Genomic DNA, 16,288 nt, shown 5'->3' on the forward strand with positions numbered 1-16,288 from the left:
AACATTAAAAATGAAAAAAAATAAATCTATTTTATTGCTTTCTTTTGTTTTAGCTTCAACATTGTTAGTTAGCTGCGAGGATAGTATTGATAAAGTAAACAGCCCAATTCCGTACGAACAGATTGGAGGTTATGATAATTCAGATGAGGTTGCTGCCGCTCACTTAGTATCAAAGTTTAGTTTTGATGGTAATATTACTGATTCAAAAAATAGTATTACAGATGGAACAGGAACTAACGTTACTTATGGAACGGGAATAAAAGGGGAAGCGTATCAAGGTTCTGCGAGTTCTTTTATTTCTTATAACACAGTTGCTAATTCGATAATAAATGTAAAAAGTATTTCTGTTTCAATGTGGATCAAAACAAGTCCACATACTGGAGGTGCACAGTCTTTATTTATGCTTCCTAAAAAAACGGACTTTTGGGGAAATATTTTTACACTGATTGAGGGAACAGGCCCAGCAACAACAATGCTGTTAAAAAATCATATTCAGAAAGATGTTACGCCAAGTATTCCTTGGGCTGGACAATTTATTGAACATGGGGGAACAAATGTCTTGAACAATATGTTTGGTGCTTGGAAACATTTGGTGTGGACATATAATGGAACAAGTTCTACTTATAGCTTATATATTGATGGACAAAAGTTAGAGATTCCCGCATCTATAGCAAAAAGATATGCAAGTGATCCAACAACTGGAGGAGCTCCATATGGAGAATTGGCAAATTCTGAAGTTTCGAAATTTATTATTGGTGGTTATCAGCAGCATTTAGGTGCGCCTTGGGGAGCTCCTGATGGATGGATGCTTCATTACACGGGATTAATGGATGAATTTAGAATTTATGATGTGGCTCTAACGGATAATGAAGTTACTGCTCTTTATAAATTAGAAAAAGATAAGAGATAAAGTTTTTACGCATACACCTGAATTGTATTTCAGGTGTATGTTTTTAGTTAATAATTATTAGAAATTGATAAAATGAAGTTAGGTTTATATATTATAATGTTTTTAAGCGCCGTTAGCTCTTGTTCTTCATCTTCTCCAGAAGGGGGAAATAATGGAGGAACACCACTACCAACAAATCCGACAACACCTACAAAGCCTTTAACAGATACAGAAGCTTTAGATTTGGTTCAAAAAGATGCGATTAAGTATTTTTGGGAGTATGCAGATTCAAATTCAAAATTAGCACGAGAGAGATATCTTACGGAGGATCCAAGCTTTGAATCAAATATTATAACTACTGGAGGTTCTGCATTTGGGTTAATGAGTATAGTTGTAGGCGTAGAAAGAGGTTTCTTGCCAAGAGCAGAAGCTGTTTCTAGACTTACTACCGCATTAAATTTTCTTGAAAAAGCAGAACGTTTTCACGGAGCATGGCCACATTGGATGGATAATAAATCTGGGAAAGTTATTCCTTTTGGAACAAAAGACAATGGCGGAGACTTAGTGGAGACTTCTTTCGTTTGCCAAGCGTTAATTACGATCAGAGAATATTTTAAAAATGGAAGTACGACCGAAAAAGAATTAGCTGCAAAAGCAGATCAACTTTGGAAAGGTGTAGAGTGGGACTGGTATACACAGGGACAAGATGCATTGTATTGGCATTGGTCTCCTAATTATGGTTGGGAAATGAACTTCAAATTGGAAGGATACAACGAATGTCTTATCACTTACATTATGGCTGCCTCTTCTCCAACACATCCAATTTCAGCCGAAGCATACCATAAAGCATGGGCAAGAAGTGGTGCAATCGTAAATGGTGGTTCACAATATGGAATTCCTGTGGTATTAAATTATAATGGAGCTACAGGAAATGTTGGACCAATGTTCTGGTCGCATTATTCTTATTTAGGTTTAGATCCAAATAATCTAAAAGATAAATATGCAGATTACTGGCAATTGACACAAAATCATGCTAAGATTATGGTTCAATACAGTGTTGCTAATCCAAAAGGATTTAAAGATTATTCAGATAAATGTTGGGGATTAACAGCGAGTTATACAAGAAATCCTGATGGAACGACAGGCTATACCGCACATCAGCCAAACAATGATACAGGTGTAATTTCTCCAACTGCAGCATTATCTTCTTTTCCTTTTACGCCAGTAGAGTCTATGAAGTTTTTGCATTATTTGTATGATGAGAATAGAGCAAAATATGTTGGAATTGCAGGACCTTATGATGCTTTTTCCCCACAATACAATTGGGTAACACCTCGCTATTTAGCAATCGATCAAGGAACTATCGCTCCCATGATTGAAAACTATAGAAGTGGTTTAATGTGGAAATTATTTATGAATGCTTCAGATACTAAACTGGGGCTTAAAAAATTAGGTTTTACTTCTAGTAAATACGGGATTTAAGAAGGAGTATGAAATATAAATTAGCTTTTTTATCTTTTTTGTTTTCTATTTTGGGCTTTAGCCAAAGCGAGACAACTGGAAAAATAAATACTGTTATAATGGAAAAGTATGAGCTTGGTTTTGTTCTGCATAAACCAGCAAATACAAAAGACAAAAAGCCTTTAATAGTTTTTATTTCTGGAGATGGAGAAAAAGGAACTGATCTTGAGAAAGTGAAGATTCACGGTCCTTTGAAATATTTAAAAACGCATCAATTAGATGCTTATGTTTTGGCTCCGCAATGTAAAGAAGATGAGAATTGGGATATAGAATCAATTTATCAGCTGATTGTAAAAATTCAGAAAGAGAATAAAATCGATTCAGAAAGAATTTATGTTACTGGTTTGAGCTCAGGAGGTTGGGCTTCTTGGAATTTGGCTTTTGCACATCCAGATTTATTTGCCGCAAATGTACCTGTCGCTGGCTTTGTAGATTTGATTCAGTTAGAAAAAGCATGTGAAATTGCCAAAATTCCAACCAGAATTTTTCATGGATTGCTAGATGATGTGGTAAATGTGAATTACGCAATCACAATTTACAAAGAGTTGAAAAAATGCAATGCAAAAGATGTAAAGCTGACCATTTTTGATGATGCAGGACATGACAGCTGGACAAAAGTATATGATAATCAAGAGATCTACGACTGGATGTTGCAGCAAAGAAAAACGAATACAAACAAATAAATAGAATAGAATGAAAAACAAATTAGTCTTACTTTTTTTAGGATGCGCTGTTTTGGGTTATGCTCAAAAGAAGCCTGCTAAAAATACAGTGAAAATTAAACCAAAGTCTGAATTTGTGGCGGAATTAATGTCAAAAATGACTTTAGACGAGAAATTGGGTCAGTTAAACTTGCCAACATCTGGTGATATTACCACAGGGCAGGCAAACAGCTCAAATGTGGCAAAAAATATTGCTGAAGGAAAAGTGGGCGGTTTGTTCAACATTAAATCAGTTCAAAAAATTAAAGAAGTACAGAAAATTGCGGTTGAAAAAAGCCGTTTAAAAATTCCGTTGCTTTTTGGTATGGACGTAATTCACGGTTACGAGACAACATTCCCAATTCCGTTAGGATTATCTTGTACTTGGGATATGGGCTTAATCGAAAGAAGTGCTCAAATTGCAGCTAAAGAAGCTAGTGCTGATGGTATTAACTGGACATTCTCTCCAATGGTTGACATTTCTCGTGACCCAAGATGGGGAAGGGTTTCTGAAGGTTCAGGAGAAGATCCATATTTAGGAAGCCAAATTGCAAAAGCAATGGTTAACGGTTACCAACAGCACGATCTTACTAAAAATAACTCAATCTTAGCTTGTGTTAAACACTTTGCATTATACGGTGCTCCTGAAGGTGGACGTGATTATAACACAGTTGATATGAGCCATATCAGAATGTTTAACGATTATTTTCCTCCTTACAAAGCTGCAGTTGATGCAGGTGTAGGTTCGGTTATGGCTTCTTTCAACGAAGTTGATGGAATTCCTGCAACTGGAAACAAATGGTTAATGACTGACGTTTTGAGAAAACAATGGGGCTTTAAAGGTTTTGTGGTGACAGATTTTACAGGAATTCCTGAAATGATTGAACACGGAATGGGTAATCTTCAAGACGTTTCTGCTTTAGCATTAAATGCTGGTGTTGAGATGGATATGGTTGGAGAAGGCTTCTTAGGAACTTTGAAAAAATCTTTAGATGAGAAAAGAGTGTCTATCGAAACAATCGACAATGCGGTTAGACTTATTCTAGAAGCAAAATATGATTTAGGGTTATTCCAAGATCCATATAAATATTGTGATGAAAAAAGAGCTAAAACTGAAATCTTCACAACAGACAGCAGAAAAGAAGCGCGTCAAATTGCTGCACAATCTTTAGTATTATTGAAAAACCAAAACCAATTATTACCGCTTAAAAAATCAGGTACAATTGGTTTGATTGGACCATTGGCTGATGCTAAAGAAAACATGCCAGGAACTTGGAGTGTGGCTACAAAAATGGAAAATGCGGTTTCATTATTGAGAGGAATTAAAGAAGTTGCTGGAGCTGGAACGAAAGTTTTATACGCAAAAGGGAGCAACTTAGATTACGATGAAACTTTTGAAACTAACGCAACAATGTTTGGAAAAACATTACACCGTGATTCACGTTCAAAAGAAGACTTATTAGTCGAAGCTTTAAAAGTTGCTGAACAATCTGATGTTATCGTTGCTGCTTTAGGAGAGTCTGCTGAAATGAGCGGAGAATCTAGCAGCCGTACAAATTTAGAAATTCCACAAGCGCAAAAAGATTTATTGAACGCTTTATTAAAAACAGGAAAACCAGTTGTTTTAGTTTTATTTGACGGACGTCCGTTAGTAATTACTGACGAAGAAAAAACAGTTCCTGCTATTTTAAATGCTTGGTTCGCTGGTACAGAAGCAGGTTATGCTATTGCTGACGTATTATTTGGAGATGTAAATCCTTCTGGAAAATTGACTTCAACTTTCCCAAGAAGCGTTGGACAATTGCCAATTTACTACGCACACAAAAATACAGGAAGACCGCTTTCTAACACAGAAGGTAAATTTGAGAAATTCAGATCAAATTATATCGACGAGAGAAACGAGCCTTTATTCCCATTCGGATTTGGTTTAAGCTATACTACTTTTGATTATTCAAACTTGAAAATTTCTTCTGATAAAATGGATTCAAAAGGAAAATTGAAAGTGACAGTTGAGGTAACAAACACTGGAAATTTTGACGGAAAAGAAACCGTTCAATTATACATTAGAGATTTAGTTGGTTCAGTAACAAGACCGGTTAGAGAGCTAAAAGGTTTCCAGAAAATAGCACTTAAAAAAGGTGAAAAACAAACAGTAAGTTTTGATATTACTGTTGAAGATTTAAAATTCTATAACTCTGATTTACAATTCGTAGCAGAGCCAGGGCAGTTTGATATTTTTGTTGGAGGAAATTCAAATGCCGATAAGAAAGTTAGTTTTGAGTTAACTAAATAGTTGGTTTATTTGATTAGTGAAAAGCCCTTCGTTTGGAGGGCTTTTTTTCTAAATCTAAAGACCTTTTTGTAATTTTTTAACTACGTTATTATGAATAAAATCAAAATATTTAGTGCCGTTTGCCTTGTTGCTTTTTCTTATTGCAATGCGCAAAAAAATGCAATTGTAGCACATCGCGGTGCTTGGAAAAAGAACAATCTTCCTGAAAACTCTATTGCATCATTAAGGCATGCAATCGATTTGAAACTGCCAGGATCAGAATTTGATGTTTGGAGAACAGCAGACGATTCGCTTGTGATCAATCATGATGCACATTACAACAAACTGCTTATTGAAGAAACAAATTATGCAGATTTGATAAAGTTTAAACTTTCTAACGGAGAAAAACTTCCAACCCTTCACGAATACATTTCAGAAGGAATGCGAAATAACAAACATACACTTTTGGTTTGCGAAATTAAACCTTCAGAAATCAGCAAAGAAAGAGGTCAAAAAACGGGTGTAGCAGCAGTCGAAACCATTAAAAAATTAAAAGCCGATAAAAACACCTGCTACATCAGTTTTGATTATGATATTCTGAAGAAAATTAGAGAGATAGATTCTAAAACCTCTTTGCAATATTTGGAAGGAAATAAATCGCCTAAAGAAGTTAAAGCAGATAAAATTAACGGTGTAGATTATCATTATTCAGTATTTCAAAAACACCCAGAATGGATTCAAGAAGCCAAAGACAATAAGGTGATTCTAAATGCTTGGACTGTTAATGACGCTAAAGATATGGATTGGATTATTGCACATAAATTCAATTACATTACTACAAACGAACCCGAACTTTTAAAGGAAAGAAAAGAGATTAAAAAATAGTCTTTAAAACTTAACTTAAGAAAATCTAACCATGAAGAAATTATATAAAAAACTAACGCCTATTGTATTGCTTTCGATGCTTTTCGGAAACAGTCTTTTGGCGCAAAATTCTGGTAAAACAGAATGGTTTGATCCTAGCAGACCCGCAACGACTTACTGTAATCCAATAAATATTGGGTACAATTTTACGACTCATAATCACAACGGAATTCCAGAGTCACGCCGTTCAAGTGCCGATCCTGTAATTATTACCTACAAAGGCGAATATTACTTATTTGCGACAAATCAAGCAGGCTTCTTTTGGAGTAAGGATATGTCAGATTGGAATTTTGTTTACGGAAGTTTTCAAAGAGAGCCAGGAGATGACGACCAATGCGCTCCTGCAGCTTGGGTTGTAAATGACACTTTATTTTACGTGGGCTCAACTTGGAAAAGAGATCATCCAATTTGGAAAACTGCAGATCCAAAATCAGGAAGATGGACGCGTCACGTAGACAAAGCAATGCTTCCAACTTGGGATCCAGCTATTTTTCAAGATGATGATAAAAAAGTGTATATGTACTACGGTTCAAGTGGAAAATTACCGCTTGTAGGTGTTGAGGTTGATTATAAAACGTGGCTTCCAAAAGGAAATCAGGAAGATTATGCCACATTGTACAAAGCAACAGAAGTTGAAGATATTCAAAAACCTTACGGGCAAATTAAAGAAGTTGCGATTTTAGATCCTTCAGCTCACGGATGGGAACGTTTTGGCCCAAACAACGATATGGAGCCTGCACCTTGGGGGAATTTCATTGAAGGAGCTTGGATGACCAAGCATAACGGAAAATACTATATGCAGTACGGAGCTCCTGCTACCGAATTTAAAGGATATGCAAATGGTGTTCACGTTGGCGATAATCCGTTAGGGCCATTTACGTATCAAAAACATAATCCAATGTCTTATAAACCAGGCGGATTTGTAATTGGAGCTGGACATGGAAATACTTTTGCAGATAATTACGGAAATTATTGGAATACAGGAACATGTAAAATTTCAATAAAAGACCGTTTTGAGCGTCGTATTGATATGTTTCCTGCCGGATTTGACAAAGATGATGTAATATATTCTATTACAGCTTATGGAGATTTTCCAATTGTGTTGCCTACAAGCGAGCGTGATCAAACAAAAGGAGCTTCTTCTGGATGGATGCTGCTTTCTTATAAAAAGCCAGTGACTGTTTCGTCTTCTGAACAATGCATGGAAGTAGAAACGCACAGAATGGATCATGGCGGTAAAAAAGTGTATGAAAAATTCTGTTATGGACCTGAAAATATAACAGATGAAAACATTCAAACCTATTGGTCTGCAAAGACAAGCAATCCAGGTGAATGGCTGCAGATGGATTTAGGACGTCAAATGGAAATCAATGCGCTTCAAATTAATTACGCAGATCATAAAGCAACACAGTTTAATAAAGCAATGGATATCTATTATCAATACAAAATATTCATGTCTGATGATGCTCAAAATTGGACTTTGGTGGTTGATAAATCTAAAAATGATAAAGATGCTCCACACGATTATGTAGAGCTTACCAAACCAATTAAAGCTCGTTACATTAAAATGGAGAATGTTCACAATGCTTCAGGTTTGTTTGCCATTTCTGATTTTAGAGTTTTTGGAAACGGATTGGCTGCAAAACCAAAACCTGTAGTTTCGTTTAAGGTAGATAGAAATAAAGCAGATTCTAGAAATGCTATGATTTCATGGAAAAAACAGGCAGATGCAATTGGTTACAACATTTATTACGGAATAGCTCCTGATAAATTGTACAACAGCATTATGGTTTATGGCGATAATACATACGATTTTAGAGGTTTGGATAAAGGCACGAAATATTATTTTACGATCGAGCCTTTTAATGAAAATGGTATTGGAACAAAAAATAAGATTATTGAAGTAAAATAATCTTTATTTATAGAATATGTAAAAGCTCCGATTGCAAATTGAAGAATTTGTAATTGGAGTTTTTTTTGAGAAAAGGTTGAGAAAAAGGCTTCAGAAATGTCAATAATTTTGTTCCTTTGCGAATATACCACTGGTATACTAAACTCCAAATTGCTACAGAAACTATGAAAAAAACGATTCTTTTAACTGCTTTAGTTTTAAACGGATTGACATCTTTTGCACAGACAAATGATGAGAAAAACATCAAATTATTTTACAAAAAAGCCTTAACCGAGTCAAAATGCTACACTTGGTTAGAATACTTGTCAAATGACATCGGCGCTCGTTTGTCTGGCTCTAAAGGCGCAGAACAAGCAGTTGAGTACACTAGAAGGCAATTAGAAAGCTTAGGGCTTGATAAGGTATATTTACAAGAAGTTATGGTGCCTCACTGGGTGCGTGGCGAAAAAGAAACAGCTTATATTCTTGATGGGAAAGTAAAAACTAATGTGCCAATTTGTGCATTAGGAGGTTCGGTAGCAACACCAAAAACAGGTCTTACTGTAGAAATTATCGAAGTTCAAGGAATAAAAGAATTAAACGAACTTGGAGCTGATAAAGTAAAAGGGAAAATAGTTTTCTATAACAGGCCAATGAATCCTGAAAACATTGAAACTTTTACTTCTTATGGTGCTTGTGTTGACCAAAGATATGCAGGAGCAAAAGAAGCTGCAAAACTAGGAGCAGTTGGTACAATTGTTCGTTCTATGAATTTACGTTTAGACGATTTTCCTCATACAGGAGCTCAAAGTTATGGTGACTTGCCAAAATCACAATATATTCCAACAGCGGCAATCAGTACAAATGGAGCTGAATTGTTGAGCAAATCTTTAAAAGTAAATCCTGCTTTAAAATTTTACTTCAAACAATCTTGCGAGACTTTGCCAGATGCTTTGTCTTATAACGTAATTGGTGAATTGACAGGAAGCGTTACTCCAGAAAACATTATGGTTGTTGGAGGACACTTAGATTCTTGGGATTTAGCTGACGGTTCTCACGATGATGGAGCAGGAGTAGTGCAAAGTATGGAAGTTATCCGTATTTTGAAAAACTTAAACTACAAACCTAAAAATACGATTCGTGTAGTATTATTTATGAATGAAGAGAACGGCGGAAAAGGTGGCGCTAAATACGAAGAAGTTTCAAAACAAAACAAAGAGAACCATATTTTTGCTTTAGAAAGTGATTCAGGAGGATTTTCTCCAAGAGGATTTTCAATTGAAGCTGATGATGCTAATTTAAAAAAGATTCAAGGTTATAAAGATCTTTTTGAGCCTTATTTGGTTCACAGCTTTACAATTGGGCACGCAGGTTCAGATATTAATCATTTAACTTCACAAGCTATTGTGAAAGCAGGTTTAAAGCCTGATTCTCAACGTTATTTTGATTATCACCATGCAGCAAATGATAAATTTGATGCCATCAACAAAAGAGAGTTGGAACTTGGTGCTGCAACAATGACTACATTAATGTATTTATTAGACCAAAACGGAATCGAGACTAAAAAAGCAAATTAAGATTCAAAAGAAAAAAATGAAAAAAGCCATAAGTTTTTACTTGTGGCTTTTTTTATGTCAAGATTTCATAACAATCAAATAATAAAAAAAGAGGATTGGAATATTAGAAAGTAAGATTAAAATTTTCATTCCGATATCTTTTCGATGTTCTGGAAAATGAATAAAACGATCCGTCAAATGGATAAACATTATTGCATTTACAATTATTGCTCCTAAAGCAAATGGCCACGCAATAACCAAAACCATAGAATTTCCATTTGAAATAATATAAAGCATAAACAGAATCGTACTGATTATAAATGTTCCAACAGCCAACTCGATAGATTGTTTTTCCTCAAAAGGATTATGAATTGTTTTCATGATTTTAAATATTAAAGGTTTGCTGAATAGTTTGAATAGGCATAAAAAGCATTTTTGAAAAATCGAGATAATGAAATGCATTTGCTTTTTTTCCTCTTTTAAATTGCTGAATGAAATAACTCATTCGTTTTGGGTAAAAAATTGTTCCAGTTGCTATTACCATAAACAAATACAAGCTTTTCTTTCCGTTTCCGAGTAAATAATACTGCATGCCTATTTCTTCATAAACCGAAACTCCAGTATTGGTCAGAACATGTATGATGTCGTGATCTTCAAGTTTTTCCTGAATATCGAAATGATTCTTGTAAAGAAAATTGCCTAAACCAAATCCTAAGCTTTCTTCTGGATAGCTCATTAAGTTGCTTTTGTCAATGTCCCAAGGTTCATTCTTTTTAAAGTATTTTTGATACGGTTTTTTGGAACATTCATACAGTTTTTCAATCAAATAATCTCTCATAAAGTATCGATTTAAAAGTTCTTTGAATTTCAAAGTTAATTAGCAAATAAAAAAGCTAGAATTCATTAAGACTAGCTTTTAATATATTAATAAGTGTCTGCGACTGTTTTCAATATATTAGAATCGACGAGGTCAGAAGGAGCAACGACTTTTTCTTCTAGTGGAATATCGTTGCCGTAACGCTCTTTTAGTATTTTCTGAACTCTTGGGTCTTGCAAGTTAAAATCTTTCAATTCTCTAAGTTTAGACAATTCGATTCCTGCAGCATTTTTATATATTTTCCAGATTAATTCCGAGCAATATATTCTGTTGTCAGTCCATTCAAAATAAGCATCATATTCTTTGCCATCAAATTGCTGACTGTAATCTTTCATTTTCTGCAAAACCTGCGGATTCAAAACGCTATCGTCTTTTAATCTTTTTGTAACATATTTGCTGTCTTTTCCGTGTTTAATCCAGTCTTCAAGCGGGGTAAGTTTTACAGGTTGAACAGCTTGAAAAACAAACCATTTTCCGTTAATATCGTAAATAATGCCGCAATGAGAAAACTTCGAATTTGTCGCAATTCGAACCGCTTCGCATTGTTTAGATTCTGATGTTTGAAAAATAAGATCTCCATCCTTAAACTTGCTTACTGTTGTTTTTTCTTCTTTGTTTCCAGTAAAAGGATTGCTTGGAAAAACCTTTATCGCAACGAATAATGCACAGCCAAAACTTAGAAAGAAAGTAATGATCGGGAATAGATATTTTTTGATTTTCATAAAGTATATTTTAAAGTACTTTGAATTGCAAAGTAAATAATAAAAAAAATAGCTGCCAAATAAAATGACAGCTATTTTTACAAATATTTTATGCAATATTAGATTCTGAAAATTCCTCCAACAGCAATAATACGTTGAAAGTAAGTAAAGTGCTGAGAAGCTTTATCTTCAGGACTTGTTGTGGTTTTAATATCCTGCATGTTAATATAACCGCCTTTTAACTCTCCTTGAACATAAAAATGTTTGAAAAAAGTAACGTTAAGACCTGCTTTTGCAGAAACTCCATAACCAGAAACATGAAAATCATCGTGACGTTCTTTACCTAAAATTGTAGTATTCGTTTTTGGATATAAAACTCCAGCACCAATACCTTCAGTTAAGTTAATTTGAACTTTGTCAATATTTGGCAATCCAAACCATTTAGAAACATCATCAAATCTGGCAACTTCAGTATTAATGTAGTTTAATCCATCTGTATGTTCATACATTAAAAATGCTGGACCGTTTACATTTACTTCACCATTACCATAACCACCTTCTTTGGCTCCTCCCTGAGACATATCTACAGGTGTGTTATTGTAAGTGCCATTGTAAATTGATGCAGGATCATCTGCAGGTAAATTGATGTATCCGTTAACATTTGCAATTTGATTCTGTGCCATTACGTATTTCATGTGGTCAACACCAATTGTAACACTGTAGTGATCGCTAAAAAAGTAACCCAATCTCAAATTCGTTTGAGGAATTGTCATATTTGCAGGATTGATATAATCAACATGCCATCCTTTTGGTTTGTCATGAGCAGCCATATTCTCAACAGTAAAGTTGTAATCCTTACCTCTAAAGTTTACATCAGATTTTGAGTAGCTTTCTCTATTACCACCCCACATTACAAAGAATTTTCCTTTGTTGTGAGCGGCATATTTTTGTACAGGTATTTCTTCCTGAGCAAATGTGTTTAAAGAAACACAAGCCAGTAAGAAAAATAAAATTTTTGTTTTCAAAGAACTTAAGTTATTATAAATTAAAATGCGTTTATTGTTTTTCTGATTGCAACTAACTTGTTCATTAAACCTTCAAAATAGTCTAAATGAAGCATGTTAGCACCATCACTTTTTGCATTAGCTGGATCAAAATGGGTTTCGATAAAAATACCATCAACACCAACTGCAATACCTGCTTTGGCAACAGTTTCAATCATATCTGGTCTTCCGCCTGTTACACCCGCTGTTTGATTTGGCTGTTGTAAAGAATGCGTTACGTCCAAAACTGTAGAAGCATATTGCTGCATAGTAGGAATTCCTCTAAAATCAACAATCATGTCTTGGTAGCCAAACATAGTTCCGCGATCTGTAACCATAACACTTTCGTTATTACAGTCTAAAACTTTTTGAACAGCGTGTTTCATGCTTTCTGGACTCATAAATTGCCCTTTTTTCAAGTTTACTGTTTTTCCTGTATTAGCAGCTGCCACAACAAGATCAGTTTGACGAACTAAGAAAGCAGGAATCTGTAATACATCTACATATTGAGCTGCTTTGTCAGCATCTTCATTTGTATGAATGTCTGTTACTGTTGGAACATGAAAAGTTTCAGAAACTTTTCTTAAGATTTTTAAGGCTTTTTCGTCACCAATTCCAGAGAAACTGTCAATTCTAGAACGGTTTGCTTTTTTAAAAGATCCTTTAAATACATAAGGAATCTGTAGATTGTCGGTAATACCAACTAATTTTTCAGCAATTCTAAGAGCCATTTCTTCTCCTTCAATAGCGCAAGGCCCTGCTAATAAAAAGAAATTTCCGCTGTCAGTATGCTTAATTTGTGGAATATGTTGTAAGTTCATAAAATTATTTTTTTTGCAATGCAAAGGTAGTTATGATTTATGAATAGCAGATGAAGATTTAAGATTATTTTAAGAACTCGAATAACTGACTAGGAGCTTAGTAAAATTAACGAATTGCTAAAATTTCTTTAGAATGATTAAATGCTTTTTCCGAGGCAATATTAAAGCATGAAAAAAAACTAATAGATGACATTTATCATGTTTTAGAGTTTTGCAGTTATTGCTATTTTTTAGTTCTGATCAATAGGTGTTTTTTGATCTACTTTCTTTCCTCCTTTTAATTAGAAATTGAGACACAATAATCAAAATCAGAATAAAAAGTAAAAAGAGAGAAGCCATAACGATGCCTAAAAGAGGCATTCCGCATCTGATTGGGTTTGGATATTTTTCGTATTGTTTTGAAAAATTATAATCGACAATATAATAAGCGATAAAAGAAAACAAAATATAAGAAACAAAACTAATCCAAGATGCCGAACTAAATTTAAGTGAAGCAGGTTTATAAATTGTTTTGGTTCCTAATATTAATTGAAATAAAACAGGAAGAGCAAGTAATATTAAGGGTAATATTTCAAGCATAATATGAATAGTTAATAATATTTATTTAAGTCTTAATCCTAGAGGAACCATTAGAATTCCTTTTTCATAAATATTTAAATAAAGCTTAACGGGCTTTTTTTGACCTTCCCATTTCAATTCATAAACATTCAAAAATCCAGCACCCATATTACTTCTTTTAGTAGGGAAAGGACAACAGGTTTCTAATCTGGAATACGTTATTTTCTCGCCATTTGGGCCAGCCAAAGCATTTAAGAAACGAGTTTCATTTAAAGCCTCATTATTAGTATTTTGATAAAATATATTAATAGGATAATCAGGATCGTAACCGTATTTTTTGTCTTTGGCAAATTGTGTTATAGAAAAAGTATTATCTTTCTTTAAAATCAAATCTGGCGCATTGTCATCTACGTTTTTTAAAGTTGATTTTGTGCTTATGCAAGAGGTAACACTGATTAATAAAACAATTAAAAGAGCTATTTTTTTCATGATTCAGATGATTGTGTCAAGTTAAACTGTTTGTTCTACTTTTTTCGAATTTAGCTTTAAAATACCAACTACAATCAGATATTGTGCCAGAAGGTAAGTCAGCATAATAAAAAAAGAACTTTTAGGAATTGGAGCGTAAAATTTATTTAAAGCCAGAATACTATCAGAAATAATAAAGAAAATCGCGCCCAAAAAAACAAACTGATTACCGGGTTTTTCCCATACCAAAAATCCGTTGAAAGCAAATAAAAGCATAATTGAAATAACCGAAGCATAAATAGAAACTGGAATTTCAAGTTTTCCTAAATAAGGCATTAGAAAATAAACCATTCCAATTAAGTAAAATGCAATTAAAACGCTGCCAAATATAAAAAGAGGTTTATTCTGTTTTTTTCTAATTCTTTTCTGTTTATTAAAAAGAATGCAGTAAACTATATGGGCTGTCAGAAAAAATACCAGACCTAAAATAAAGTAAATTTCTCCAAGGTCTGTAAAAAGTAAAACGACATCTCCAAACCATGAAAGTGTAAGTGCTGCCAATAAAATGTTCTGACTTGGAAATTTTTTGTAAAAATAAGCTCCAAACCCGATAATTGGTATTAGAATAGGTTTGAGAAAGAGATCAAAACTCTCGTGGCCAGTAAGCATAATAATGAGGTAAACCACACTAAATGCCAGATAAATTAAAAAAAAAGAAGAGTTTCTCATAATAGGGGTTATGAAGTGATATATTGGTTTTGGTTGGTTTTGAAGTCAAAATTAACAAAATAAAATGTCGTTAAAAAAGATAAAATCAGGTAAGTAAAAATAATATAGTTACTAATTGGAATGACACGATTTAAACCAAACCAATCTCCATAATAACCAATAATACAAACTACAATCCCCAATCGGATGCCTTCCCATAAAACGGCATACTTATTTTTGTCCATTAACTCTGTGTAGCTATATATGGTTACAAAAATGAAAAAACCGTAAATGAAAATATTAGGCAGACCGATTTTTGCAATATTATCAAACAGATAACTCACAAAAAGCAATGTTATTAAAACCTGTGCAACAGACCAGTATATTAGTTTTTGAGAGTTTTGTGTGCCATATTTTTCAAAATTAAAGACGTTTTCAATTTTGTTTACAGGATATTTTTCTTCAAAATTTTCTGGACGCCAGCCGGTTGGTTTAAACCAAATTGTCAATTTATCTTTCCATTTTGGCGCTCGCCATGCATCTTTTATCAATAAACTCAAATGTTGAAAATTTATTTTAATCGGATTCCACGTATTAGCTGGTCTTGTGATTCCGAAAACAGGAGGCACATCGTCTAATTCTTCTTGAAAAGTTCCAAAAAGCTTATCCCAAAAAATGAAAATTTGAGAGTGGTTTTTGTCTAAATACTCAGGATTAATGGCATGATGCACACGATGATGTGAAGGTGTTACCAAAATATGCTCAATAAATCCCATTTTTTTGATGTGTTTGGTGTGATACCAAAACTGCAAAAATAGATGAATTGGAAGTGTAATAGCAATCACAGAAGCAGGAACGCCCAACAAAGCAGCAGGAATCAATAAAAAAGTAAACAAATTGACCAAACTTGCAATGGGTTGGCGAAGTGCGCAGGCAAGGTTAAATTCTTCACTGCTATGGTGTATGGCATGTTTGTTCCAAAGAAAATTAATCTGATGCGCCAAACGATGGCTCCAATAACCGTAAAAATCAATTACAAAAAAAGCAATGCAGTAGGAGAGGACATTGGCTTCTAAATGCTGTAACGCGATTTTAGAAACCAGCCATTCATAAGAAAGAAAAGTAACGCTCAACCCCAAAACATCTTTTACAGAATTGGTAATGCCAGAACTTATGCTCGATACGCTATCTATTAGTGGAGCAGTATCATTTTTTTTATAAATGCCGTAAATTTTTTCAATAACAATTAAGGCTAAAAAAATCGGCATTGCAATAATCAATATCTTTCCGTATTCTTCCATAAAAAATGCATTCTATTTCATTCAAATATATAATAAAAACGAATGCATTTTGAGTTA

The 16,288-nt window shown here is 33.9% G+C and carries 16 protein-coding genes; 7 read left to right on the forward strand and 9 right to left on the reverse strand.

Annotated features, from left to right (window positions below; all coding sequences use genetic code 11):
• The first annotated feature begins 10 nt into the window (after positions 1–10).
• From ACNRYB_RS13060 to ACNRYB_RS13090, 7 genes are all read left to right on the forward strand, one after another.
• The gene (locus ACNRYB_RS13060) at positions 11–910 is read left to right on the forward strand and encodes a LamG domain-containing protein (protein ID WP_473727504.1); all 900 of its coding nucleotides are present in this window, start codon (positions 11–13) and stop codon (positions 908–910) included.
• 72 nt (positions 911–982) lie between these two features.
• Positions 983–2,371, forward strand: coding sequence for a glucoamylase family protein (locus ACNRYB_RS13065; RefSeq protein WP_473727505.1), 1,389 nt, complete (start codon positions 983–985; stop codon positions 2,369–2,371).
• 98 nt (positions 2,372–2,469) lie between these two features.
• A complete protein-coding gene (locus tag ACNRYB_RS13070; RefSeq protein WP_473727506.1) occupies positions 2,470–3,093 on the forward strand; it encodes a carboxylesterase family protein in 624 nt (207 codons plus the stop codon).
• Between the two features lie 10 nt (positions 3,094–3,103).
• The gene (bglX, locus tag ACNRYB_RS13075; protein WP_473727507.1) at positions 3,104–5,404 is read left to right on the forward strand and encodes a beta-glucosidase BglX; all 2,301 of its coding nucleotides are present in this window, start codon (positions 3,104–3,106) and stop codon (positions 5,402–5,404) included.
• Positions 5,405–5,494: 90 nt separating this feature from the next.
• Positions 5,495–6,268, forward strand: a complete 774-nt coding sequence (locus ACNRYB_RS13080) for a glycerophosphodiester phosphodiesterase family protein (protein WP_129748624.1) — start codon at positions 5,495–5,497, stop codon at positions 6,266–6,268.
• A gap of 31 nt (positions 6,269–6,299) precedes the next feature.
• Positions 6,300–8,219 carry a discoidin domain-containing protein gene (locus ACNRYB_RS13085; RefSeq protein ID WP_473727508.1) on the forward strand — a complete coding sequence of 640 codons (1,920 nt, stop codon included), beginning with the start codon at positions 6,300–6,302 and terminating at the stop codon, positions 8,217–8,219.
• A gap of 164 nt (positions 8,220–8,383) precedes the next feature.
• Entirely contained in the window at positions 8,384–9,775 is a 1,392-nt protein-coding gene (locus ACNRYB_RS13090; RefSeq protein ID WP_473727509.1) for a M20/M25/M40 family metallo-hydrolase, read from the forward strand.
• A 57-nt stretch (positions 9,776–9,832) separates the two neighbouring features.
• On the opposite strand, the gene ACNRYB_RS13095 is transcribed toward ACNRYB_RS13090, so the two are convergent.
• The 9 genes from ACNRYB_RS13095 to ACNRYB_RS13135 form a co-directional block, all read right to left on the reverse strand.
• On the reverse strand, positions 9,833–10,135 hold the full coding sequence (locus tag ACNRYB_RS13095; protein WP_473727510.1) for a hypothetical protein: 303 nt from the start codon (positions 10,133–10,135) through the stop codon (positions 9,833–9,835).
• A 4-nt stretch (positions 10,136–10,139) separates the two neighbouring features.
• Entirely contained in the window at positions 10,140–10,592 is a 453-nt protein-coding gene (locus ACNRYB_RS13100) for a hypothetical protein (RefSeq protein ID WP_473727511.1), read from the reverse strand.
• An 86-nt stretch (positions 10,593–10,678) separates the two neighbouring features.
• On the reverse strand, positions 10,679–11,353 hold the full coding sequence (locus ACNRYB_RS13105) for a YiiX family permuted papain-like enzyme (RefSeq protein ID WP_473727512.1): 675 nt from the start codon (positions 11,351–11,353) through the stop codon (positions 10,679–10,681).
• A 98-nt stretch (positions 11,354–11,451) separates the two neighbouring features.
• Positions 11,452–12,357, reverse strand: a complete 906-nt coding sequence (locus ACNRYB_RS13110) for a hypothetical protein (RefSeq protein WP_129749091.1) — start codon at positions 12,355–12,357, stop codon at positions 11,452–11,454.
• A 20-nt stretch (positions 12,358–12,377) separates the two neighbouring features.
• Positions 12,378–13,196, reverse strand: a complete 819-nt coding sequence (gene kdsA, locus ACNRYB_RS13115; RefSeq protein WP_473727513.1) for a 3-deoxy-8-phosphooctulonate synthase — start codon at positions 13,194–13,196, stop codon at positions 12,378–12,380.
• A gap of 240 nt (positions 13,197–13,436) precedes the next feature.
• Complete coding sequence (locus ACNRYB_RS13120; RefSeq protein WP_473727514.1) at positions 13,437–13,775, reverse strand: hypothetical protein; 339 nt, start codon at positions 13,773–13,775, stop codon at positions 13,437–13,439.
• Between the two features lie 21 nt (positions 13,776–13,796).
• The gene (locus tag ACNRYB_RS13125) at positions 13,797–14,243 is read right to left on the reverse strand and encodes a 2-dehydro-3-deoxyphosphooctonate aldolase (RefSeq protein ID WP_343705948.1); all 447 of its coding nucleotides are present in this window, start codon (positions 14,241–14,243) and stop codon (positions 13,797–13,799) included.
• A gap of 21 nt (positions 14,244–14,264) precedes the next feature.
• Complete coding sequence (locus ACNRYB_RS13130) at positions 14,265–14,951, reverse strand: lysoplasmalogenase (RefSeq protein ID WP_473727515.1); 687 nt, start codon at positions 14,949–14,951, stop codon at positions 14,265–14,267.
• A gap of 8 nt (positions 14,952–14,959) precedes the next feature.
• Positions 14,960–16,231 (reverse strand): sterol desaturase family protein, encoded by a 1,272-nt coding sequence (locus tag ACNRYB_RS13135; RefSeq protein WP_473727516.1) that lies wholly within the window; start codon positions 16,229–16,231, stop codon positions 14,960–14,962.
• Between the last annotated feature and the right edge of the window lie 57 nt (positions 16,232–16,288).

Source organism: Flavobacterium sp. CR10, from assembly GCF_055814415.1.